The 20,843-nt window shown below is 70.5% G+C and carries 21 protein-coding genes; 13 read left to right on the plus strand and 8 right to left on the minus strand.

Annotated elements, in window-relative coordinates; translation table 11 throughout:
* Positions 1-151 precede the first annotated feature (151 nt).
* The 4 genes from C7H73_RS01340 to pdeM all read left to right on the plus strand — a co-directional run bounded on the left by C7H73_RS01340 (position 152) and on the right by pdeM (position 6,628).
* Positions 152-1,210 (plus strand): ligase-associated DNA damage response exonuclease, encoded by a 1,059-nt coding sequence (locus tag C7H73_RS01340; RefSeq protein WP_106845009.1) that lies wholly within the window; start codon positions 152-154, stop codon positions 1,208-1,210.
* On the plus strand, positions 1,207-2,895 hold the full coding sequence (locus C7H73_RS01345) for an ATP-dependent DNA ligase (RefSeq protein ID WP_106845010.1): 1,689 nt from the start codon (positions 1,207-1,209) through the stop codon (positions 2,893-2,895). Before C7H73_RS01340 ends, C7H73_RS01345 begins: the two co-directional genes overlap by 4 nt.
* Positions 2,892-5,786 carry a ligase-associated DNA damage response DEXH box helicase gene (locus C7H73_RS01350; protein WP_106845011.1) on the plus strand — a complete coding sequence of 965 codons (2,895 nt, stop codon included), beginning with the start codon at positions 2,892-2,894 and terminating at the stop codon, positions 5,784-5,786. Before C7H73_RS01345 ends, C7H73_RS01350 begins: the two co-directional genes overlap by 4 nt.
* Positions 5,787-5,947: 161 nt before the next feature.
* Positions 5,948-6,628, plus strand: a complete 681-nt coding sequence (pdeM, locus tag C7H73_RS01355; protein ID WP_106845012.1) for a ligase-associated DNA damage response endonuclease PdeM — start codon at positions 5,948-5,950, stop codon at positions 6,626-6,628.
* 36 nt (positions 6,629-6,664) lie between these two features.
* Here the strand turns inward: pdeM and C7H73_RS01360 are convergent, their stop codons facing one another.
* The 3 genes from C7H73_RS01360 to C7H73_RS01370 are packed head-to-tail and all read right to left on the minus strand — an operon-like array spanning position 6,665 to position 8,763.
* The gene (locus tag C7H73_RS01360; protein ID WP_106845013.1) at positions 6,665-7,234 is read right to left on the minus strand and encodes a TPM domain-containing protein; all 570 of its coding nucleotides are present in this window, start codon (positions 7,232-7,234) and stop codon (positions 6,665-6,667) included.
* Positions 7,235-7,244: 10 nt separating this feature from the next.
* Positions 7,245-8,141: a TPM domain-containing protein gene (locus C7H73_RS01365; protein ID WP_106845014.1), complete on the minus strand. Its 897-nt coding sequence runs from the start codon at positions 8,139-8,141 to the stop codon at positions 7,245-7,247.
* A 16-nt stretch (positions 8,142-8,157) separates the two neighbouring features.
* Positions 8,158-8,763: a LemA family protein gene (locus tag C7H73_RS01370; protein ID WP_106845015.1), complete on the minus strand. Its 606-nt coding sequence runs from the start codon at positions 8,761-8,763 to the stop codon at positions 8,158-8,160.
* A gap of 274 nt (positions 8,764-9,037) precedes the next feature.
* On the opposite strand from C7H73_RS01370, the gene C7H73_RS01375 reads away from it, so the two are divergent.
* Positions 9,038-9,802, plus strand: coding sequence for a DUF4142 domain-containing protein (locus C7H73_RS01375; RefSeq protein WP_106845016.1), 765 nt, complete (start codon positions 9,038-9,040; stop codon positions 9,800-9,802).
* Positions 9,803-9,831: 29 nt separating this feature from the next.
* Here the strand turns inward: C7H73_RS01375 and C7H73_RS01380 are convergent, their stop codons facing one another.
* Positions 9,832-10,596: a class II glutamine amidotransferase gene (locus tag C7H73_RS01380; protein WP_106845017.1), complete on the minus strand. Its 765-nt coding sequence runs from the start codon at positions 10,594-10,596 to the stop codon at positions 9,832-9,834.
* Between the two features lie 18 nt (positions 10,597-10,614).
* A complete protein-coding gene (locus tag C7H73_RS01385; protein ID WP_106845018.1) occupies positions 10,615-10,803 on the minus strand; it encodes a 4-oxalocrotonate tautomerase in 189 nt (62 codons plus the stop codon).
* A gap of 148 nt (positions 10,804-10,951) precedes the next feature.
* On the opposite strand from C7H73_RS01385, the gene C7H73_RS01390 reads away from it, so the two are divergent.
* Positions 10,952-11,344: a hypothetical protein gene (locus tag C7H73_RS01390; protein WP_157948304.1), complete on the plus strand. Its 393-nt coding sequence runs from the start codon at positions 10,952-10,954 to the stop codon at positions 11,342-11,344.
* On the opposite strand, the gene C7H73_RS01395 is transcribed toward C7H73_RS01390, so the two are convergent.
* A complete protein-coding gene (locus tag C7H73_RS01395; protein ID WP_106845020.1) occupies positions 11,328-11,570 on the minus strand; it encodes a cysteine-rich CWC family protein in 243 nt (80 codons plus the stop codon). The two genes, C7H73_RS01390 and C7H73_RS01395, sit on opposite strands and share 17 nt — an antisense overlap.
* Before the next feature lie 113 nt (positions 11,571-11,683).
* Entirely contained in the window at positions 11,684-13,888 is a 2,205-nt protein-coding gene (locus C7H73_RS01400; protein ID WP_106847483.1) for a malate synthase G, read from the minus strand.
* 328 nt (positions 13,889-14,216) lie between these two features.
* Between C7H73_RS01400 and C7H73_RS01405 the strand changes: the two genes are divergently transcribed.
* Together C7H73_RS01405 and C7H73_RS01410 are read left to right on the plus strand one after the other, a co-directional pair.
* Positions 14,217-15,203 (plus strand): LysR family transcriptional regulator, encoded by a 987-nt coding sequence (locus C7H73_RS01405; RefSeq protein ID WP_106845021.1) that lies wholly within the window; start codon positions 14,217-14,219, stop codon positions 15,201-15,203.
* 28 nt (positions 15,204-15,231) lie between these two features.
* A complete protein-coding gene (locus tag C7H73_RS01410) occupies positions 15,232-15,687 on the plus strand; it encodes a DUF2214 family protein (RefSeq protein WP_106845022.1) in 456 nt (151 codons plus the stop codon).
* 54 nt (positions 15,688-15,741) lie between these two features.
* Here the strand turns inward: C7H73_RS01410 and C7H73_RS01415 are convergent, their stop codons facing one another.
* Positions 15,742-16,074 carry a PsiF family protein gene (locus C7H73_RS01415; RefSeq protein WP_106847484.1) on the minus strand — a complete coding sequence of 111 codons (333 nt, stop codon included), beginning with the start codon at positions 16,072-16,074 and terminating at the stop codon, positions 15,742-15,744.
* Between the two features lie 116 nt (positions 16,075-16,190).
* Between C7H73_RS01415 and argS the strand changes: the two genes are divergently transcribed.
* The 5 genes from argS (at position 16,191) to lptB (ending at position 20,820) form a co-directional block, all read left to right on the plus strand.
* Positions 16,191-17,870, plus strand: a complete 1,680-nt coding sequence (gene argS, locus C7H73_RS01420) for an arginine--tRNA ligase (RefSeq protein WP_106845023.1) — start codon at positions 16,191-16,193, stop codon at positions 17,868-17,870.
* Positions 17,871-17,882: 12 nt separating this feature from the next.
* Positions 17,883-18,548, plus strand: coding sequence for an SPOR domain-containing protein (locus tag C7H73_RS01425; protein WP_106845024.1), 666 nt, complete (start codon positions 17,883-17,885; stop codon positions 18,546-18,548).
* Positions 18,549-18,648: 100 nt separating this feature from the next.
* Positions 18,649-19,308 carry a thiol:disulfide interchange protein DsbA/DsbL gene (locus C7H73_RS01430; RefSeq protein WP_106845025.1) on the plus strand — a complete coding sequence of 220 codons (660 nt, stop codon included), beginning with the start codon at positions 18,649-18,651 and terminating at the stop codon, positions 19,306-19,308.
* A gap of 109 nt (positions 19,309-19,417) precedes the next feature.
* The gene (lptA, locus tag C7H73_RS01435) at positions 19,418-20,050 is read left to right on the plus strand and encodes a lipopolysaccharide transport periplasmic protein LptA (RefSeq protein WP_106845026.1); all 633 of its coding nucleotides are present in this window, start codon (positions 19,418-19,420) and stop codon (positions 20,048-20,050) included.
* Positions 20,050-20,820, plus strand: a complete 771-nt coding sequence (gene lptB / locus C7H73_RS01440; RefSeq protein WP_106845027.1) for an LPS export ABC transporter ATP-binding protein — start codon at positions 20,050-20,052, stop codon at positions 20,818-20,820. The genes lptA and lptB overlap by 1 nt, the downstream gene beginning before the upstream one ends.
* Positions 20,821-20,843 lie beyond the last annotated feature (23 nt).

Here is a 20,843-nt window from a genome sequence, read left to right on the forward strand (position 1 = left end):
CCCGAGCGCCTACCCCGCGAAACAACCGCCTCCGGGCGGTTTTTTCATGCCTGCGCGGCAACGGCCCGCCGCGCGTAGGCTGAAAGCCGACAGCCCGACGCGCCCTCGCCGGCCCGGCGCCCCCCGCTCCCGGCCCTAGCATGGGCCGCTCATGGCCGACCACCCCGATCTCATCGTTGCCCGGCCCGAGGGCCTGTACTGCCCCGCGGGCGATTTCTTCATCGACCCCTGGCGGCCGGTGGAGCGTGCCGTCATCACCCACGCCCATTCCGACCATGCGCGCACGGGCCACGGCCACTACCTGGCCCACACCGACAGCGCCGGCACCCTGCGGGTGCGCCTGGGCGAGGGCATCGCGCTGCAGACGCTGGCGTACGGCGAGGCCATCGAGCACCGCGGCGTGCGCCTGTCGCTGCACCCGGCAGGGCACGTGCTGGGGTCGGCGCAAGTACGCATCGAGCATGGCGGGCGCATCTGGGTCGCCTCGGGCGACTACAAGACCGAGCCCGACGGCACCTGCCCGCCATTCGAGCCGGTGCGCTGCGACACCTTCATCACCGAATCCACTTTCGGCCTGCCGATTTACCGCTGGCCGGCGCAGCCGCAGCTGCTGGCAGACATCAATGCCTGGTGGCGCGCCAACGCCGCGCAGGGCCGGCCGTCGGTGCTGCTGTGCTATGCGTTTGGCAAGGCCCAGCGCATCCTGCACGGGGTGGACGCGAGCATTGGCCCGATCGTCGTGCATGGGGCGGTGGAGCCGCTCAACGCCGTGTACCGCGCCGCTGGCGTCGCCCTGGCGCCCACCCTGCGCGTGACCGACCCCGGTGTGGACGCGCAGCTGCTGCGCAGCGCCCTGGTGCTGGCGCCGCCCTCGGCGCAGGGCACGCCCTGGATGCGCCGCTTTGCCCGCCACTCCGACGCCTTTGCCAGCGGCTGGATGCAGCTGCGCGGCGCGCGCCGGCGCCGCGGCGTGGACCGGGGCTTCATCATGTCCGACCATGCCGACTGGCCCGGCCTGCAGCAGGCCATCGCCGGCACTGGCGCCGAGCGCGTCTTCGTCACCCACGGCAGCGTGGCTACGCTGGTGCGCTGGCTGCGCGAGGAACGCGGCCTGGATGCCCAGGCCTTCCAGACCGAGTACGGCAGCGAGGACGACGACGAGGGGCCCGGCGCCGCACCGGCTGCCGATGCGACGCCGCAGACGCCATGAAGCGCTTCGCCGCCCTGTACCACGCACTGGACGCCAGCACGTCGATGCTGGCCAAGCAGGCCGCGCTGCGCGACTACCTGCACGGCGCGCCGCCGCAGGACGCCGCCTGGGCCGTGTACTTCCTGGCCGGCGGCAAGCCGCGCCAGCTGGTGCCCGTGCGCCTGCTGCGCGAGCAGGCGCGCGAGGCCGCCGGCCTGCCCGAATGGCTGTTCGATGAATGCCACCAGGCCGTGGGCGACCTGGCCGAGACCATCGCCCTGCTGCTGCCCGCGCCCACCCAGGCCCACGCGCTGACGCTGGCCGAGTGGATGGACACGCAGCTGCTGCCCCTGCGCGGCCTGCCGCCGCACGAGGCGGCGCAGCGCCTGCGTGCCCAGTGGGCGCTGCTGGCAGCCGAAGAGCGGCTGGTGTACTTCAAGCTCATCACCGGCGCCTTCCGCGTGGGCGTGTCCAAGTTGCAGGTCACCCAGGCGCTGGCGGCCGTCAGCGGGGTGGATGCCAAGCGCATCGCCCAGCGCCTGATGGGCTACACCCATATCGGCGCCCGGCCCGGCGCCGAGGACTATGCCCGCCTGGTGCAGCCGCAGGAGACGCTGGAGGACGCCAGCGCCCGGCGCGAGGCCAGCGGCCACCCCTATCCCTTCTTCCTGGCGCATCCGCTGGCGCTGGCCGCAGAGCCCATGGCCGAGGCCCTGGGCGAGCCGCAGGGCTGGTTGGTCGAATGGAAATGGGACGGCATCCGCGCCCAGCTGGTGCGCCGGGGCGGCAGCACCTGGGTTTGGTCGCGCGGCGAGGAGCTGGTCAGCGAGCGCTTTCCCGAGCTGCAGGCGCTGGGCGACGCATTGCCGGACGGCACCGTGATCGACGGCGAGATCCTGGTCTGGCAGCCCGCCGCGCCAGGCGAAGAAGGCGCCGGCCAGGTGCGCCCCTTTGCCGATCTGCAAAAGCGCATCGGCCGCAAGGCACTGGGCCCGAAGATCCTGCGCGAGCTGCCCGTGGTGCTGATGGCCTACGACCTGCTGGAGGAAGGCGGCCAGGACCTGCGCGCCCTGCCCCAGCACGAGCGCCGCGCGCGGCTGGATGCGCTGGTGGCCGCCGCTGCCTACCCTACGCTGCTGGCCAGCCCGCTGCTGCAGGGCGCCAGCTGGGCAGACCTGGCACGCCAGCGCGAGGGCGCGCGCGCCCTGGGCGTGGAGGGCATGATGCTCAAAGCCCGCCCCGCCCAGTACGGCGTGGGCCGCACCAAGGACGTGGGCGTGTGGTGGAAGTGGAAGATCGACCCCTTGAGCGTGGACGCGGTGCTGATCTACGCCCAGCGCGGGCACGGCCGGCGCGCCAGCCTCTATACCGACTACACCTTCGCAGTGTGGGACCGCCCCGAGGGGGAAGAAGGCCGCGCGCTGGTGCCCTTTGCCAAGGCGTACTCGGGCCTCACGGACGCCGAGATCGCCCAGGTGGACGCGCTGATCCGCAAGAACACGGTGGAGAGCTTCGGCCCGGTGCGCAGCGTGCGGCCTACGCTGGTGTTTGAGCTGGGCTTTGAGGGCATCGCCAGGAGCGGCCGGCACAAGAGCGGCATCGCCGTGCGCTTTCCGCGCATGCTGCGCTGGCGCCGCGACAAGCCGGTCCAGGAGGCCGACACCCTGCAGACGCTGGCCGAGCTGCTGCCCCGGCAAGCCCCATGAGCACCACCACACGGCCTGCCTCCGCGACGCGTCCCGACGTGGCCGGCTGGCTGGGCACGCACGGCTGGCAACCCTTTGCCTTTCAGCGCCAGGTCTGGCGTGCGCTGGCGGCCGGCCGCTCGGGGCTGCTGCACGCCACCACGGGCGCGGGCAAGACCTACGCCGTCTGGCTGGGCGCGCTGCAGGCGCTGGCCGCTCCATACAAGACAAAACAGCCTGCATCGCCCGCCAATCAAGCGCAAGCAGCTATCGAAAAAGGAGCAAAGCAGCCCTCCGCCGAGCCCCTGACGGTGCTGTGGATCACACCCATGCGCGCGCTGGCCGCCGACACGCTCAAGGCCCTGGCCGCGCCGCTGGCCGAGCTGGCGCACCAGCACCCGCCGCTGGCGCGCTGGACGCTGGCCGCCCGCACCGGCGACACCGCCAGCGGCGAGCGCAGCGCCCAGGCGCGCCGCCTGCCCACGGTGCTGGTGACCACGCCCGAGAGCCTGTCGCTGCTGCTGGCCCGCGCCGACGCGCACGAGCAGCTGTCGCGCGTGCGCCTGGTGGTGGCCGACGAATGGCACGAACTGCTGGGCACCAAGCGCGGCGTGCAGCTGCAATTGGCCCTGGCGCGGCTGGCAACGTGGAACCCGCGGCTCATGGCCTGGGGCATGTCGGCCACGCTGGGCAACCTGCCCGAGGCGATGGACACGCTGCTCGCGCCCCTGCAACCGGGCGCAAGTGGCGCGCTGGTGCAGGGCCGCGTGGACAAGACCCTGGTCGTGGACACCTTGCTGCCCGATGCCCCCGAGCGCTTTTCCTGGGCCGGCCACCTGGGCCTGCGCATGCTGCCGGCCGTGGTGGCCGAGCTGGCCGCCAGCAGCACCACGCTGGTCTTCGTCAACGTGCGCTCGCAGGCCGAGCAGTGGTACCAGGCGCTGCTGGACGCCCGTCCGGACTGGGCCGGGCAGATCGCGATCCACCACGGCTCGCTGGACCGCGGCGTGCGCGAGTGGGTCGAAGCGGGCCTGAAGGCCGGCAGCCTGCGCGCCGTGGTGGCCACCTCCAGCCTGGACCTGGGAGTGGACTTCGCGCCTGTCGAGCGGGTGCTGCAGATCGGCTCGGCCAAGGGCGTGGCGCGCCTGTTGCAGCGCGCCGGGCGCTCGGGGCATTCGCCCGGGCGGCCTTCGCGCATCACCCTGGTGCCCACGCACAGCCTGGAGATCATCGAGGCCGCTGCCGCCCGCGCCGCTGTGCGCGCGGGCCAGGTGGAGTCGCGCTCCTCGCCCGTGCAGCCCATCGACGTGCTGGTGCAGCACCTGGTCACCGTGGCGCTGGGCGGCGGCTTCACGCCCGAGGCGCTGTACCAGGAGGTGCGCCGCACCTGGGCCTACCGCGACCTGCCGCGCGCCGTGTGGGACTGGTGCCTGGCTTTTGCCGGCGGCGGCGGGCAGGCGCTGGCTGCCTACCCGGACTACCGGCGCGTGGTGCCGGACGAAAACGGCATCTGGCGCGTGCCCGAGGCGCGCCTGGCGCGGCGCCACCGCGCCAACATCGGCACCATCGTCAGCGACGCCAGCATGTCCGTGCAGATCCTGCACGGCGCGCGCTTGGGGTCCATGGAAGAAAGCTTCCTGTCGCGCCTGTCGCCGGGCGACTGCTTCGTCTTTGCCGGCCAGGTGCTGGAGCTGGTGCGCATCGAGCAGATGACCGCCTACGTGCGCCGCGCGCCGCGCACGCGCGCCACCGTGCCGCGCTGGGCCGGCTCGCGCATGCCGCTGTCCACCGTGCTGGCGGACTTCGTGGTGCGCGAGCTGGCCCAGGCCGCCGGCGGGCGCTACGCCAGCCCGGAGCTGCGCGCCGTGCGCGGCCTGCTGCAGCTGCAGCAGCGCTGGTCGCAGCTGCCCACGCCGGCCACGCTGCTGGCCGAGACGCTGCACACGCGCGAGGGCTGGCACCTGTTTCTGTACCCCTTTGCCGGTCGGCACGCGCACATGGGCCTGGCCAGCCTGCTGGCCTGGCGCGCAGCGCAGCACGAGGCGGGCACGTTTTCCATCGCCGTGAACGACTATGGGCTGGAGCTGGTGAGCGCCACCGAGCGCGACTGGGCGGCGCTGCTGCCCGCCCTGCTGCGCGCCGAGCCCACGCCCGCGGCCAAGGAGGCCGCAGCGCCGCCGGGCGGCGACGACGCCCCCGTGCGCAACACCGCCAATGCACAAGGCGCGCAGGAGGCCAGCGCCGACCCCGCGCGCCGAGCCCTGCTGCGCGAGGTGCTGGCCAGCCTGAACGCCACCGAGATGGCGCGCCGGCGCTTTCGCGAGATCGCCCGCGTGGCCGGGCTGATCTTCCAGAGCCACCCGGGCGAGCAGCGCAGCGCGCGCCAGCTGCAGGCCTCGGCGCAGCTGTTCTTCGAGGTCTTTCGCAAGTACGACAGCGGCAACCTGCTGCTGCGCCAGGCCAGCGACGAAGTGCTGAGCCAGGAGCTGGACGTGGCCGAGCTGCTGGCCGCCCTGCGCCGCATGCAGGCCCGTCAGCTCACGGTCTGCGCGCTGGCGCGGCCCGGGCCGCTGGCGTTTCCCCTGATGGTCGAGCGCTTTCGTGAAAAGCTCAGCAACGAAGCCCTGGCCGACCGCATTGCCCGCATGCTGGGCGACCTGGAGGCCGCAGCCGACACGCGCGGGCCGCAGCCCCCCGTGCGCGTGCAGGACGTGGTGCCGCCCGACCCGCCGCTGCGCCGGGCACGGCGCACAACGGCCGGGGCGCCGCCGCCTGACGCAGCGCAGGACGGCACTTCGTCGATCGCCGCTGCGCTGGACTTCGGCGTGGCCGCGGCGGGCGAGTCAGGCGCCGACCGCCCGGCCCGCGCCCCGCGCCAGCGCCGCCCGTCGCGGCCCCTGCCCCGGCTGTAGCAAATGCGGCCGCAGCCCCTGGAAACCAGCGCGCGCGCCATCATCTGGGTGGCTGTGCCCTGGCGCAGCCAAGAAATTCATCAAAACCGACTCCAGCCCTTGCCAGGCAAGCGCCAAAAGCTATCAAAACCGCAGCAAACTCCGCCGTAGCAGCCCCGCCCGTGCACGACCCACGCCTTCACATCCACACGGCCCCCGGCGCCGATCTCGTGCCGCTGCCCGAGCACGCGCTGTGGTGGCCGCTGGCGCGCACGCTGTTCGTGGCCGACGTGCATCTGGGCAAGGCGGCCACCTTCCGCGCGCGCGGCCTGCCGGTGCCGGCCGGCACCACGGCCGACAACCTGGCGCGGCTGTCGGCGCTGCTCACGCGCACGGGCGCGCAGCGGCTGATCGTGCTGGGCGACTTTTTGCACGCCGCCGAGGCGCAGACGCCGGCGCTGCTGGCGCAGCTGGCGCAGTGGCGCGACCACCACGCGGCCGTGGGCATGACGCTGGTGCGCGGCAACCACGACCGGCACGCCGGCGAGCCGCCGCCGCACCTGCGCATCACCGTGGTGGACGAGCCCTACGTGCCCTACCCCGGCATCGGCCTGGCCTGCTGCCACCACCCGCAGCAGCTGGCCGGCCACACGGTGCTGGCCGGGCACGTGCACCCGGCCGTGGTGCTGCAGGGGCGCGGGCACGACGCGCTGCGCCTGCCGGCCTTCTGCCACGACCCGGGCCTGGTGTTGCTGCCTGCGTTTGGCAGCTTCACGGGCGCGCACACGCTGGGCGGCGCCACCTCGCGCGAGCTGTATGCCGTGGGTGCGGGCAAGGTCTGGAAGCTGCCGGCGTACACCTGAGAGCGCCCACCCGCTCTCACGCGCCGGCGCGGGCGCTCAGCCCTGCCAGCCGCGCGCCACCACGGGCGCGTCCGGCAGCTCGTTGGCCCGGGCGCCCGGCGCGTCGGCCGGGGCGGGAAAGTGCTCCACCAGCAGGGCCGAGACCTCGCTGAGGGCCTGCGTCAGCCCGTCTTCGTAGCGGCCGGCGCGAAAGGCCTCGGCCATGTGCTCGGCCAGGGCGCGCCACGCCTGGCGCGGCACGGCGCGCGCCAGGGCGCGGTCGGCCACGATCTCGATGGCGCGCTCGGCCAGCAGCAGGTAGATCAGCACGCCGTTGTTGTGCTCCGTGTCCCACACGCGCAGCTTGCCGAACTGGGTGACGGCGCGCTCGCGCACGCTGGCCGCGCGCCACAGGTACGACAGCGGCAGGCCGCCCTCGATGCAGATGCGCACTTGGCCCGTGTGGCGCCGCTCGCTGGCGGCCACGCGCGCGCCCAGGCGCTCCAGCATGTCGGCCGGCAGGTCGCGCTGCAGGCCGCCGTCGGCCCAGCGGTGGCGCGCCAGGCGGGCCAGGCGCCGCCACAGGCCGGGCGGCGTGGGTGGTGTGGGGTGGTGGTTGTCCGTCATTTGCCCGCCTCTACCAGCCGCCCGAAGCGCCGCCGCCGCCGAAGCTGCCGCCGCCGCCCGAACCAAAACCGCCGCCGCCAAAACCGCCGCCGCCGAAGCCCCCACCGCCGCCCCGCCCGCCGCCGCCGCCATTCCAGATGAGGGGCACGCCACGCCCGGCGAACAGCCACACATACAGCAGCGCCGCCACGCCGGCACCCGCGGCCAGCAGCACGCTGGTGGTGAACCAGAAGGCCAGTGCGCCCGCGCCCGCGCCCATGGCCAGGCCGCCCAGGCGCGGGCCGGCCAGGGCCCGCAGCACCGGCCCGGCCACCATCACGGCGAAGAACAGGAAGATGGCCAGGTCGTCGGCCCCGCCGCCGCCCGCGGCGCGGCGCTGATCGCTGGCCTGCGGCAGCGGCAGCGCCTCGCCAGCGATGCGCGCGCCGATCTGCTGCACGGCCGCCTGCAGGCCGCCGGCGTAGTCGCCCTCGCGAAAGCGCGGGGCCATGGCGCCGTCGATGATGCGCGCGGCGGTGATGTCGGGGATGGCACCCTCCAGCGCGCGCGCCACCTCGATGCGCATGCGCCGGTCGTCCTTGGCGACGACGACCAGCACGCCGTCGCCGACCTCTTTGCGGCCGATCTTCCAGCTGCTTGCCACGCGGTGCGCGAAGGCGGCGATGTCCTCGGGCGCGGTGGTCGGCACCATCAGCACCACCACCTGCGAGCCGTGCGTGCGCTCGATCTCGGCCAGCTGGGCCTGCAGGCTGGTGCGCTGGCCTTCGCCGAGGGTGGCGGTCTCGTCGATTACGCGCGAAGTCAGCGCCGGCACCGCGCGCGGCGCCTGCTGGGCCTGCGCGCCGCCCAGCCCGGCAACTATCAAAAAGAGAGCTGCCAGCGCTTGCAGGACAAGGGCTAGAGGCATATTTGGCTTGTAGTCGTCAGGGCTTGGCTGCAGGCGCGGGCCTGGAGAAGTCCACCTGCGGCGGGACGCTGATCTGCGCCTCGTTGGCGACGCTGAAGTTGGGCTTGGGCTCGTAGCTGAAGACCTTGGCCGTCAGGTTGGTGGGGAAGCTGCGGGCCAGTACGTTGTACTGCTGCACCGTCTCGATGTAGCGGTTGCGCGCCACGGTGATGCGGTTTTCCGTGCCCTCCAGCGTCACGCGCAGGTCGCGAAAGCCCTGGTTGGCCTGCAGTTGGGGGTAGCGCTCGGCCACCACCATCAGCCGGCTCAGGGCGCCCGACAGCTCGCCTTGCGCCTGCTGGAACTTGTTGAACGCCTCGGGGTTGTTCAGCGTCTCGGGCGTGACCTGGATGGACGTGGCCTTGGCGCGCGCCTCGATCACGCGGGTGAGCGTGTCCTGCTCGAACTGGGCCTCGCCCTTGACGCTGGCGACGATGTTGGGCACCAGGTCGGCGCGGCGCTGGTACTGGTTGAGCACCTCGCTCCAGGCCGATTTGGTCTGCTCGTCCAGGCGCTGGAAGTCGTTGTAGCCGCATCCGGTGAGGGCGGCAGCGATGGCAAGCGTGGCGATGAGTCGTTTCATGGTGCGCGGTATGGATAAGGGGTGAAAGGGCCCAGGGCCGGGCGAGTATGGCGCGGCGCCGAGCCGCTGGAAGTCAGTCAAGGGCGACTGTGGCTGTGATGGGGCAGGCCAGCGGCGGCCAGATACCGGATGTCACAGCCGTATCAGACGGGTGAAGGGCCCGCGCTCCTACAGCAGCTGCACCAGGGCGCGCCCACCATGGGGCGCAGCCAGGCCGCTGCCGGCATGTCGGCAGTGCGGCCCGTTTTTTTCCCTTGACAGGAGGTATCGCACCATGGCGCTATTCCAACGACGCACCACCGCCCACGTGCTGGCTGCGGCCAGCCTGGCGCTGTCCGGCATGGCCTGGGCCCAGGGCTCGCCCCCGGCCGTGTCACCCATGTCGTCGGCCGTAACCTCGCCCGACACCCCGCCGGCCGGCCAGAGCGGCGACCGCGACCACAACAACCGCAACAACACGCCGGCCCAGCGCGGGGCCAGCGCGCCGGCAGCGGGCGCCGCGTCCGGCACGCACGCCATCCCCACCACCACCGACAGCAAGCCGGCCCATGCCGATGCGGCCTTCATGGACGACGCGGCGCACGCCGGGCACTTCGAGGTCGAAGGCGCCAAGCTGGCCCTGAAGCGGGGCCAGAGCGACGCTGTCAAGTCCTTCGCCCAGCGCATGCTCGACGACCATATGGCCGCCGCGCAGCAGCTGCAGCAGCTGGCCACGGCCAAGAACCACAAGCTGCCCGACGAGCCCTCGCTGATGCAAAAGGGCAAACTCAAGCTGCTGGCCACGCACGAGGGCGCCAAGTTCGACAAAAGCTATATCGACAGCCTGGGCCCCAAGGCGCACCGCGAGACCATCGAGCTGTTTGAGAAGGGCTCCACCAAGGCGCATGACCCGGACGTGAAGGCCTGGGCCGACAAAACCCTGCCCACGCTGCGCGAGCACCTGACCCTGGCCGAGCAGCTCGACCAGAGCGCCAACGGCAAGGACAGGAAGAACGCCACGCATGACGCGCCGCTGCACAACGACAAAAAGAAGAAGTAAGCGGCGCAGCGCCGGGGCGCCAGCACCCGCTAGATGAGCCTCTGGCCCTGCACGAAGACGCCCAGCTCGCCCGGCGCAAACGCCGTCCACTGCTCGTTGTTGGTCAGCGGGGCAGTGGCGATGACGGCCACGCGGTCGCTGGGCGTGGTCAGCGGGGCAAAGTCCACCTGCAGGTCTTCATCGGACAGCTGCGCCACGGCGAAGGGGTGGCGGCGCTCGATCCAGTGCAGGTGGGTGCTGGCGTGCGCCCACAGCGCCTGGCCGTTGGACAGCAGAAAGTTGAAGGTGCCCTGCGGCGCAATGTGCCCGGCCAGCTCCCGCAGTGTCAGCGTGAGCTCCTGCACCGGCGGCAGCCCGGCGTGCGACTTGGACAGCTCCTGCATCAGCCAGCAAAACGCATGTTCGCTGTCGGTGCTGCCCACCGGGTGGAAATGCCCGTGCAGCCGCGGGCGGAAATCCTTCAGGTCGCCGTTGTGCGCGAACACCCAGTAGTGGCCCCATAGCTCGCGCACGAACGGGTGGCAGTTGGCCAGCTGCACGGCCCCCTGCGTGGCCTTGCGGATGTGGGCGATGACGTTGCAGCTCTTGATGGGATAGCGGCGGATCAGCTCGGCCACGGGCGAATCCAGCGCCCGGGCATGGTCCACGAAGTGGCGCACGCCCTGGCCTTCGAAAAAGGCGATGCCCCAGCCATCGGTGTGGTCGGCCGTGCGCCCGGCGCGCTGGGCGAAGCCGGTGAAGCTGAACGTCACGTCCGTGGGCGTGTTGGCGTTCATGCCCAGAAGCTGGCACATGGGGCGCCCCGGGTTGGCTTACTGGCGGTCCAGCCAGAGCTTGCCGCCCGTGGCCCAGTTCTCGCGCTTGACGTCGGTGATCAATATGTCCACCGACTCGGGCGAGCCGCCCAGCACCTCCACCGACACGCGAGTGATCTCCTCGGCCAGCTTGCGCTTTTGTTCAACGGTGCGGCCCTCCATCATTTCGATGTGGTAGGTGGGCATGGGGTCTCCTGGCTGAAAGGGGGAAAAGGGGCGGCGTACAAGGCACACCCGCGTCCTGCCATCTTATCGGCGCCCGGCCGCAGCCCGAGGAGCGCAAAACATCGCCGCCTATACTGGTCCGCACACCCGCAAAGGAGGCGAGAGCAACATGCAATCAGGGATCTTGGGACGAGTGGCGACGATGGCGGCCCTGCTGGCGTTGGGCCTTGCGACTGCCGCCTGCAGCAATGAGGCCGAACCGCCCCAGGTAGTGGCCGCTAGCGGCAGCGCCGCGGCGCAGGCCGGCGGCAGCTCGGTGCGCGAGGCCATCCAGGACCAGATGCTGCCCGCCATCGAAAAGACCTATGCGTCGCGCAAGGCCCAGGTCAGCCTGCAGGGCAGCGTGGTGCACGTGCGCATGGACGGCGATGCCAGCGCACCCAACGCCGGCTGGACCGACTGCCGCGCCATCAGCCAGCTCATCCGCAAGGAACAGACTGCTGTGCTCGAATTCCCGAATGGCACCATCGACTGCCCGGCGCTGTTCAAGGCGATGGAGTAGCCATCCCGTCGGGGGCCGCCCCACCCGCGGGCGGCAGCGGCTCGCCAGCTGCGCAGCGTGCGCACAGGCACGCTTGGCCCCGCAGCGCGTCCGGCACGCGCTGCAGCGCGGCAGGCGAGATGTGCGCGTCCATGCACCAGCAATCGCCGGCTGGCAGGCCGGCTGCCATGGCGCAGGTGTTGGTCTGGCCGCACAGCGGGCAGCAGGTGGGGGCGGGAGCGTTCATCCGTCTGAGTGTAGGCGCGCCAAAGACAACCGCACCTGCAGGTGCGGTTGTGCATGAAAATTGCCTTCAGCGCCCGCCAGGCAAGCGCCAACAGCTACTTTTTTAATAGCGCATCAACGCTTGGCTTCGCCCGACTTGACCTTCAGGCGCCAGGCGTGCAGCAGCGGCTCGGTGTAGCCGCTGGGCTGCTCCACGCCCTTGAAGACCAGCTCGCAGGCGGCCAGGTAGGCGGCCGATTCGTTGAAGCGCCCAGCCATCTTCTGGTACAGCAGGTCGCCGGCGTTCTGCCCGTCCACCTTGGCGGCCATGCGCTCGAACGTTGCGCGCACCTGCTGCTCGGTGACGATGCCGTGCAAGAGCCAGTTGGCCACGTGCTGGCTGGAGATGCGCAGCGTGGCGCGGTCTTCCATCAGGCCGACGTCGTTGATGTCGGGCACCTTGGAGCAACCCACGCCCTGGTCGATCCAGCGCACCACGTAGCCCAGGATGCCCTGGATGTTGTTGTCCAGCTCCTGCTGCTTTTCCTGGTCGGACCAGTTCGGGCTGGCGCTCACGGGCACCGTCAGCAGGCCGGTGAGCAGGTTGTCGCGCTCGGCGTCGGCGTCCACCTTGAGCAGCTCTTGCTGCACGTCCTTGACCTTGACCTGGTGGTAGTGCAACGCGTGCAGCGTGGCGCCCGTGGGACTGGGCACCCAGGCAGTGTTGGCGCCGGCCTTCGGGTGGCCGATCTTTTGCTCCAGCATGGCGCGCATCAGGTCGGGCATGGCCCACATGCCCTTGCCGATCTGGGCGCGCCCGGCCAGGCCCATGGACAGGCCCACCAGCACGTTGTTCTTCTCGTACGCCTGGATCCAGGCGCTGGTCTTCATGTCGCCCTTGCGCACCATGGGGCCGGCCTGCATGGCCGAGTGCATCTCGTCGCCCGTGCGGTCCAGGAAGCCCGTGTTGATGAAGGCGACACGCGCCGGCGCCGCGGCAATGCAGGCCTTCAGGTTGACGGAGGTGCGGCGCTCCTCGTCCATGATGCCCAGCTTGACGGTGTTCTCCGGCAGGCCCAGGGCCTGCTCGACGCGGCCGAACAGCTCGTTGGCAAAGGCCACTTCGGCCGGGCCGTGCATCTTGGGCTTGACGATGTAGACGCTGCCGGTGCGCGAGTTGCGCAGGCCATGGGCGCCATGGCCCTTCAGGTCGTGGATGGCAATCGCCGTGGTGACCATGGCGTCCAGGATGCCCTCGGGGATTTCCTTGTTCTCGGCTCCCCAAAGGATGGCCGGGTTGGTCATCAGGTGGCCGACGTTGCGCAGGAACATGAGCGAGCGGCCGTGCAGCTTGACTGGCTGGCCGTCGGCACCGGTGTATTCGCGATCCTGGTTCAGGCCGCGCGTCATGGGCTTGCCGTCCTTCTGGAAGGTCTCCGTGAGCGTGCCCTTCAGAATGCCCAGCCAGTTGCGGTAGCCCAGGGTCTTGTCCTCGGCGTCCACGGCGGCCACCGAGTCCTCCAGGTCCAGGATGGTGGACAGCGCCGCTTCGACCACCACGTCGGACACGCCGGCAGCATCGGTCTTGCCGATGGGGGTGTTCTTGTCAATGCGGATGTCGATGTGCAGGCCGTTGTTGGCCAACAGCACGGACGACGGGTTGGCCGCATCGCCCTGGTAGCCGACGAACTGCGCGGCATCCTTCAGGCCCGTGCTGGCGCCGTCCTTCAGGCTGACGACCAGCTTGCCGCCTTCGACCTTGTACGCAGCCGCATCCTTGTGCGAGCCCTGCGCCAGCGGCGTGGCCTGGTCCAGGAAGTCGCGCGCATAGGCGATCACCTTCTCGCCGCGCTTCGGGTTGTAGCCGCGGCCCTTCTCGGCGCCGTCCGCTTCATCGATCACGTCCGTGCCGTAGAGCGCGTCGTACAGCGAGCCCCAGCGGGCGTTGGCGGCGTTCAGCGCGTAGCGCGCATTCAGGATGGGCACCACCAGCTGCGGGCCGGCCTGTTGCGCGAGTTCCGCGTCCACATTGGCCGTGGTGGCCTGCGCACCCTTGGGCGGCTCGACCAGGTAGCCGATCTGCGTCAGGAACTGGCGGTAGGCGGCCATGTCCTTGATCGGGCCGGGGTTGGCCTTGTGCCAGGTGTCCAGCTCCTTTTGCAGGCGCTCGCGCTCGGCCAGCAGGGCGGCGTTCTTGGGGGCGAGATCGGCCACCAGCGCGTCGAAGCCCTTCCAGAAGGCCTCGGGCGAGACGCCCGTGCCGGGCAGGACGTCGTCGTTGATGAACTGGTGCAGCTCGTTGGCCACCTGCAGGCCGTGGACTTGGGTGCGTGCGGTCATGTGGATCAAACCCCCTTGTGAACAGTAAGTTGGATGGATGGTGAAAACGCGAGGAAAACGAAGGCGAAAAAGACGGCCCTGACCCACGTGCATGGGTCTTGCAGTCCACTTTATTAGAAATGTTTGCGTCAATAAAGAAGCGCAATATCTCTTAACTAGTGACTTTTTTGCAAAAATCAACCACACTTTCAGTCGCCGCCCCTGCCTGAAGCCTGCGCCCCGGAGGAAGCTGCAAAAACAATAGCTGCCAGCGCTTACCCAGCAAGCGCTGGGGCCCGATTTCATCCACCATTCGCTTCCTCCCTTTCCTGCCCCTGCCGCTGCGCCCATGGACAAACTCAAAGCCTTCGAGTCCTTCGTCTCGGTTGCCACGCGCGGCAGCCTGACGGCGGCGGCCCGCGCCGAGGGCGTGGCCCCGGCCATCATGGGCCGGCGCCTGGACGCGCTGGAGGAGCACCTGGGCGTCAAGCTGCTGATGCGCACCACGCGGCGCATCACCCTCACGCACGAGGGCAGCTCCTTTTTGGAGGACTGCCAGCGCCTGCTGGCCGACGTGGCCAACGCCGAGGCCAGCGTCTCGGCCGGCGGCATCAAGGCCACGGGGCACCTGCGCATCACCGCGCCCGCCGGGTTTGGACGGCGCCACGTGGCGCCGCTGGTGCCGCGCTTTCGCGACCTGCACCCGGAGGTGACCATCTCGCTGAACCTGTCCGACCGGGTGGTGGACCTGGCCGGCGAGGGCTACGACTGCGCCGTGCGCGTGGGCGACCTGCCCGATTCGTCCCTGGTCAGCGTGCGCATGGCCGACAACCGCCGCCTGTGCGTGGCCACGCCCGATTACCTGCGCCGGCGCGGCACGCCGCAGCACCCAGGCGAGCTGGCACAGCACGACTGCCTGACGCTGTCCAGCGACGCCTCGCAAACGCGCGGCTGGGCGTTTCGCGTTCCGCGAACCGCCAGCGGGCAGAAGCGCGAAGGCGCCCTCGCGGGCGCGGGCGTCCTGCGCGAGGGCGGCAGCGACGAGGTCGTGCACTTCAAGCCCGGCGGGCCGCTGGACTGCTCGGACGGCCAGGTGCTGCACGACTGGTGCTTAGGGGGCTGGGGCATCGCCTGGCGCAGCACCTGGGAGGTGGAATCCGAGATCGCCGCCGGCCGCCTGGTGGCCGTGCTGGAGGACTTCGCCGCGCCGCCCAACGGCATCTACATGGTCTTTCCTCAGAGAAAGCACCTGCCGCTGCGCGTGCGGCTGTGGATCGACTATCTGAGGCAACATTACGCCCAGAGCGACTTCTGGGCGCGCAGCCCGGCGCCCTGATCCTTTCTTCCCTGCAACGCCCACGCCCATGACCACCGAAGCCCTGCTGGCCTACGCCCACATCCTGTCCATCCTGATGATGGCGACCTTCCTGGCCAGCGAGACCGCGCTGTGCCGCAGCGAATGGATGAACGCCAAGGTGGTCGAGCGCCTTGTGCGGGTGGACCTGCTGTACGGCATCTCCGCGATGGCCGTGCTGGCGACGGGCCTGGCGCGCACCTGGTGGGGCGTCAAGGGCGCGACCTGGTACTGGGCCCAGCCGCTGCTGCACGCCAAGGTCACGCTGTTCGTGGTGATCGGCGTGATGTCCATCGTGCCGACCCTGCGCTTTTTGGCCTGGCGCCGCGCGCTGCGCGCGGATGGCAGCCTGCCAAGCCCCGAACAGGTGCGCGCCACGCGCCGCATCGTCATGATCGAGGCGCACCTGGTGGCCGTGATCCCGCTGCTGGCCGCCTTCCTGGCGCGCGGGGTGGGCACGCGCTGAAAAAGAAAAACCCCGCGCCGCGGGGTTGCTCGTGGGAGGGGCCGACGGTGGCCGTCAGGCAGGCTTGTTCGACAGGCATTCCTTCATGAAGGCCTTGCGCTCGTCGCCCTTCAGGTCCTTGGTCTTGGCGTCGGCGTTGCAGCTGGTCATCTTGTCGTGCTGCTTTTCCTGCTTGCTGGTGCTCAGGCAGGTCTTCATGAAAGCCTTGCGCTCGTCGCCCTTCAAGTCCTTGGCCTTGGCGTCGGCGTTGCAGCTCTTCATCTTCGTTTGCTGGGCGGTGGGCGCCTTCTTGGCGGCCGGAGCGCTCGCGGCATCGGCCGCTGCGGGGGCGGCCAGGGCGGGCAGGGCCAGGGCGGCAAGGGCCAGGCAGGTGAGCAGGTTCTTCAGCATGATGGAATGGGCTCCAGCGAAGGGGGGTTGCGGGGGAGTCCGCGGCGACGCGTCGCGGACCGCCAGCATAGTCCTGGCGCAGACGGGGGCTCCCCGTAAAATCCCGCCCCATCATGCTGAGTGTCAAACAGGAATTGCTCACGGCGCTGGCCGGCGAGCTGGAGCGGCTGCAGCCCGGCGCGGGCGCGCGCGCAGCCTTTGAAAACCCCAAGGTCGCCGCGCACGGCGACTTCGCCTGCACCGCGGCCATGCAGCTGGCCAAGCCCCTCAAGGCCAACCCGCGCCAGCTGGGCGAGCAGCTCAGGGACGCGCTGGCCGCCACCCCCGCCTTTGCCCGCTGGACGGATGCCATCGAGATCGCCGGCCCCGGCTTCCTGAACATCCGCCTCAAGCCCGAGGCCAAGCAGCAGGTGGTGCGCGAGGTGCTGGAGCAAGGCGAGCGCTACGGCTGGCAGCCGGCGCGCGCGGACAAGGTGATCGTCGAGTTCGTCTCCGCCAACCCCACCGGTCCGCTGCACGTGGGCCACGGCCGCCAGGCGGCCATTGGCGACGCCATCAGCCACCTGTACGCCACCCAGGGCTGGCAGGTGCACCGCGAGTTCTACTACAACGACGCGGGCGTGCAGATCGACACGCTCACCCGGAGCACGCAGTTGCGAGCCCAGGGGCTCAAGCCGGGCGACGCCGGCTGGCCCGAGGCGGCCTACAACGGCGACTACATCCAGGACATCGCCGACGCCTATTTGGCCCGCGCCACGGTACACGCCGACGACCGCGCCTTCACCGCCAGCGGCGAAGTGCAGGACGAAGGCGGCGTGCGCCAGTTCGCCGTGGCTTACCTGCGCGCCGAGCAGGACAAGGACCTGCAGGCCTTCCACCTGAAGTTTGACGAGTACTACCTGGAGTCCAGCCTGTACGAGCGCGGCCACGTGGAGGACACCGTGCGCCGCCTGGTCGCCAGCGGCCACACCTACGAGCAGGACGGCGCGCTGTGGCTGCGCACCACGGACTTCGGCGACGACAAGGACCGGGTGATGCGCAAGTCCGACGGCACCTATACCTACTTCCTGCCCGACGTGGCCTATCACACGCAGAAGTTCCAGCGCGGCTATGGGCGGGCCGTGAACATCCAGGGCACCGACCACCACGGCACCATCGCCCGCGTGCGCGCCGGCCTGCAGGCGGTGGATCTGGGCATTCCCCAGGGCTACCCCGACTACGTGCTGCACACCATGGTGCGCGTGGTCAAGGGCGGCGAGGAGGTGAAGATCAGCAAGCGCGCCGGCAGTTACGTCACGCTGCGCGACCTGATCGAGTGGACCAGCCGCGACGCGGTGCGCTTTTTCCTGCTGTCGCGCAAGCCCGACACCGAGTACACCTTCGACGTGGACCTGGCCGTGGCGCAAAACAACGACAACCCGGTGTACTACGTGCAGTACGCCCATGCGCGCATCTGCTCGGTGCTGCGCGGCTGGCGCGAGGACTACGACGTGGCCGCGCTGCGGGGCGTGGACCTGTCCGCCCTGCAGGGCCCCCAGGCCCAGGCGCTGATGCTGCTGCTGGCGCGCTACCCGGAGATGCTCACCGCGGCGGCAGCCGGCAATGCGCCGCACGACGTGACCTTCTACCTGCGCGAGCTGGCCGCCAGCTACCACAGCTACTACGACGCCGAGCGGATCCTGGTCGATGACGAGGCCGTCAAGCAGGCCCGCCTGGCCCTGGTCGCCGCCACCGCCCAGGTGCTGCACAATGGCCTGGCGGTGCTGGGTGTGTCCGCGCCAGCCAGAATGTAAGCAACCACTGATATGAAGCAACAGCAACGCGGCGGCACCATCCTGGGCCTCATCCTCGGCGTGATCGTGGGCCTGGGCGCGGCGCTGGCCGTGGCCGTCTATGTGACCAAGGTGCCGGTGCCCTTCCTGACCAAGGCCAGCCCGCGCCCCTCCGACCAGGACGAGGCCCAGCGCAACAAGAACTGGGACCCCAACGCCCCGCTGTACGGCAAGAACCCGGCCCGGCCGCAGCAGCCGCCGGCGCCCGTGGCCGATGGCGCCACCGCTCCCATCGTGGCGCCGGCCGTGGTCGGCGGCCTGCCGGCGGTCGATGGCGCCTCCGCGCCGCGCCCCGCCGCCAGCCGCGCCCAGGCCGGCGCTTCCAGCGACCCGCTGGGCGATCTGGCGCGCGCCCGCGCCGGGGCCCCCGAGCCGAAGCCGGCCGCGGCGGCCGGCACCGATCCGTTCGACTACTTCGTGCAGGCCGGCGCCTTTCGCACCCAGCAAGACGCCGACGCCCAGCGCGCCAAGCTGGCCATGCTGGGCTGGGAAGCCCGCGTGAGTGAGCGCGAACAAAGCGGCCGCACGGTGTTCCGCGTGCGGGTGGGCCCGTTCGGCAAGCGCGACGACGCCGAATCGCTGAAGCAAAAGCTCGACGGCGCAGGCGTCGAATCCGCGCTGGTGCGCGTGCAGCGCTAGGCCGCGTTGCTTGGCTAGCCCGCACCCTGCCTGCGGAACCTTTGCCGGCCTGGCACAGTCCATTCCATCCATTGAATCAGCCCACGGAGCACCTTGCCTTATGAACCGTCGTGAGTTTTCCCTGTCCACCGCCTCGGTGCTCGCCATCTCCGCGCTGGGCCTGCCGCTGGCCACGCCCGCCCTGGCGCAGGCACCGCGCCAGTTCAAGGAGGGCAAGGATTACGTGCGCCTGTCCAAGCCCGTGCCCAGCGACCCGGGCGCCGGCAAGGTCGAGGTGATCGAGTTCTTCTGGTACAGCTGCTCGCACTGCAACGCCTTTGAGCCGACCTTCGACGCATGGGCCAAGGGCGCGCCCAAGAACCTGGTCATCCGCCGCATTCCCGTCGCTTTCAACGCCAGCTTCGCGCCGCAGCAAAAGCTCTACTACACCCTGGAAGGCATGGGCAAGCTGCCCGAGCTGCACGCCAAGGTCTTTCGCGCCGTGCACGTGGAAAAGCTGCCGTTGAACAAGGACGAGCTGATCTTCGAGTGGATCGGCAAGCAGGGCGTGGACGTGGCGAAGTTCAAGGAGGTCTATAACTCCTTCACCGTGTCCAACCAGGTGCGCAAGGCCACGCAGCTGCAAAACGACTACCAGGTGGAGGGGGTGCCCTCCATGGGCGTGGCCGGGCGCTACTACACCGACGGCACCATGGCCGGCAACATGGACAACGTGCTGCGCGTGGTCGAGCAGCTGGCCGCGCAGGCGCCCAAGAGCTGATCCGCAGCCCGAGGCTGCATCCCGCAAAGGGCGCGCCGCTGGCGCGCCCTTTGCCTTGGGGCTGCTGCGAAAAAGCGGTGGCTACAATCAACGCAAGATTCGTGCCCCCATGAACCATCGACTGCTCTCCCTCTCCCTGTGCGCCGCGCTGGCCCTGGCGCTGGCGCCCGCCGCGCAGGCCGAAAAGGCCGACCGCAACAAGCCCATGAACATCGAGGCCGATGCGCTGCGCCATGACGAGCTGCAGCAGACCACGGTGTTCACCGGCCACGTGGTGATGACCAAAGGCTCCATCGTGCTGCGCGGCGCGCGCCTGGAGGTGCACCAGGATGCGGACGGCTACCAAAGCGGCATCGTCACTGCCGACGCCGGCAAGCGCGCCTTTTTCCGGCAAAAGCGCGACACCGCGCCTGGCGGGCCCGACGAATTCGTCGAGGGCGAGGCCGAGCGCATCGAATACGACGGACGCGCCGACGTGGTGCGGCTGATCCGCCGCGGCGAGCTGCGCCGCTACCGGGGCGCCACGCTCAGCGACGAGCTGACCGGCGCGCGCATCGTCTATAGCAACGTCACCGACGTCTTCACCGTCGAAGGCGGCGCGCCCTCGCAGGCGGCCGGCCCCGGCGGGCGCGTGCGCGCCGTGATCGCCCCGCGCGAGACCAGCCCCGCGCCGGCCGCGCCCGTTGCCGCGCCGGCCCCGGCGCTGCGCCCCAGCAGCGAACTGGGCGGCAGCGGCAAGTGATGGCGCAGGACGTGACGGGCGCGGACGGCGCCAGCCGGCTGCAGGCGCGCCACCTGCGAAAAGCCTATGGCGGGCGCCAGGTCGTCAAGGACGTGTCGCTGTCGGTGCAAAAGGGCGAAGTCGTGGGCCTGCTGGGGCCCAATGGCGCAGGCAAGACCACGTCGTTCTACATGATCGTGGGCCTGGTGCGCTGCGACGGCGGCGCCATCAGCATCGACGGGCACGACGTGACGGGCATGCCCATCCACCGCCGCTCGCGCCTGGGACTGTCCTACCTGCCCCAGGAGGCGTCCATCTTTCGCAAGCTCAGCGTGCAGGACAACGTGCGCGCGGTGCTGGAGCTGCAGCGCGGAGACGACGGCCGGCCGCTGCCGCGCGCGGAGATCGAGCAGCGCCTCACAGGCCTGCTGCAGGAGCTGCGCGTGGAGCACCTGCGTGCCTCGCCTGCCCTGGCGCTTTCGGGCGGCGAGCGCCGGCGCGTGGAGATCGCCCGCGCCCTGGCCACGCAGCCGCGCTTCATCCTGCTGGACGAGCCGTTCGCCGGCATCGACCCCATCGCCGTGATCGAGATCCAGCGCATCATCGGCTTTCTGAAGGCGCGCGGCATCGGCGTGCTCATCACCGACCACAACGTGCGCGAGACGCTGGGCATCTGCGACCACGCCTTCATCATCAGCGACGGCAACGTGCTGGCCGAGGGCACGCCCTCCGAGATCGTGGACAACGCCGAAGTGCGCCGGGTGTACCTGGGCGAGCACTTCCGCATGTGAGGGCGTACCCGCCATGGCCTGCC

Source organism: Pulveribacter suum (assembly GCF_003013695.1).
Lineage (GTDB): Bacteria > Pseudomonadota > Gammaproteobacteria > Burkholderiales > Burkholderiaceae_C > Melaminivora > Melaminivora suum.

Bases quoted from the DNA above. Each gene is read 5' to 3' on its own strand.
- C7H73_RS01430 (WP_106845025.1), top strand. From the start codon at position 18,649: ATGAACCGTCGTGAGTTTTCCCTGTCCACCGCCTCGGTGCTCGCCATC.
- C7H73_RS01340 (WP_106845009.1), top strand. From the start codon at position 152: ATGGCCGACCACCCCGATCTCATCGTTGCCCGGCCCGAGGGCCTGTAC.
- lptA (WP_106845026.1), top strand. From the start codon at position 19,418: ATGAACCATCGACTGCTCTCCCTCTCCCTGTGCGCCGCGCTGGCCCTG.
- C7H73_RS01380 (WP_106845017.1), bottom strand. From the start codon at position 10,596: ATGTGCCAGCTTCTGGGCATGAACGCCAACACGCCCACGGACGTGACG.
- C7H73_RS01360 (WP_106845013.1), bottom strand. From the start codon at position 7,234: ATGACGGACAACCACCACCCCACACCACCCACGCCGCCCGGCCTGTGG.
- C7H73_RS01410 (WP_106845022.1), top strand. From the start codon at position 15,232: ATGACCACCGAAGCCCTGCTGGCCTACGCCCACATCCTGTCCATCCTG.
- argS (WP_106845023.1), top strand. From the start codon at position 16,191: ATGCTGAGTGTCAAACAGGAATTGCTCACGGCGCTGGCCGGCGAGCTG.
- C7H73_RS01350 (WP_106845011.1), top strand. From the start codon at position 2,892: ATGAGCACCACCACACGGCCTGCCTCCGCGACGCGTCCCGACGTGGCC.
- C7H73_RS01370 (WP_106845015.1), bottom strand. From the start codon at position 8,763: ATGAAACGACTCATCGCCACGCTTGCCATCGCTGCCGCCCTCACCGGA.
- lptB (WP_106845027.1), top strand. From the start codon at position 20,050: ATGGCGCAGGACGTGACGGGCGCGGACGGCGCCAGCCGGCTGCAGGCG.
- C7H73_RS01390 (WP_157948304.1), top strand. From the start codon at position 10,952: ATGCAATCAGGGATCTTGGGACGAGTGGCGACGATGGCGGCCCTGCTG.
- C7H73_RS01375 (WP_106845016.1), top strand. From the start codon at position 9,038: ATGGCGCTATTCCAACGACGCACCACCGCCCACGTGCTGGCTGCGGCC.
- C7H73_RS01365 (WP_106845014.1), bottom strand. From the start codon at position 8,141: ATGCCTCTAGCCCTTGTCCTGCAAGCGCTGGCAGCTCTCTTTTTGATA.
- C7H73_RS01345 (WP_106845010.1), top strand. From the start codon at position 1,207: ATGAAGCGCTTCGCCGCCCTGTACCACGCACTGGACGCCAGCACGTCG.
- C7H73_RS01385 (WP_106845018.1), bottom strand. From the start codon at position 10,803: ATGCCCACCTACCACATCGAAATGATGGAGGGCCGCACCGTTGAACAA.
- C7H73_RS01425 (WP_106845024.1), top strand. From the start codon at position 17,883: ATGAAGCAACAGCAACGCGGCGGCACCATCCTGGGCCTCATCCTCGGC.
- C7H73_RS01395 (WP_106845020.1), bottom strand. From the start codon at position 11,570: ATGAACGCTCCCGCCCCCACCTGCTGCCCGCTGTGCGGCCAGACCAAC.
- C7H73_RS01400 (WP_106847483.1), bottom strand. From the start codon at position 13,888: ATGACCGCACGCACCCAAGTCCACGGCCTGCAGGTGGCCAACGAGCTG.
- C7H73_RS01405 (WP_106845021.1), top strand. From the start codon at position 14,217: ATGGACAAACTCAAAGCCTTCGAGTCCTTCGTCTCGGTTGCCACGCGC.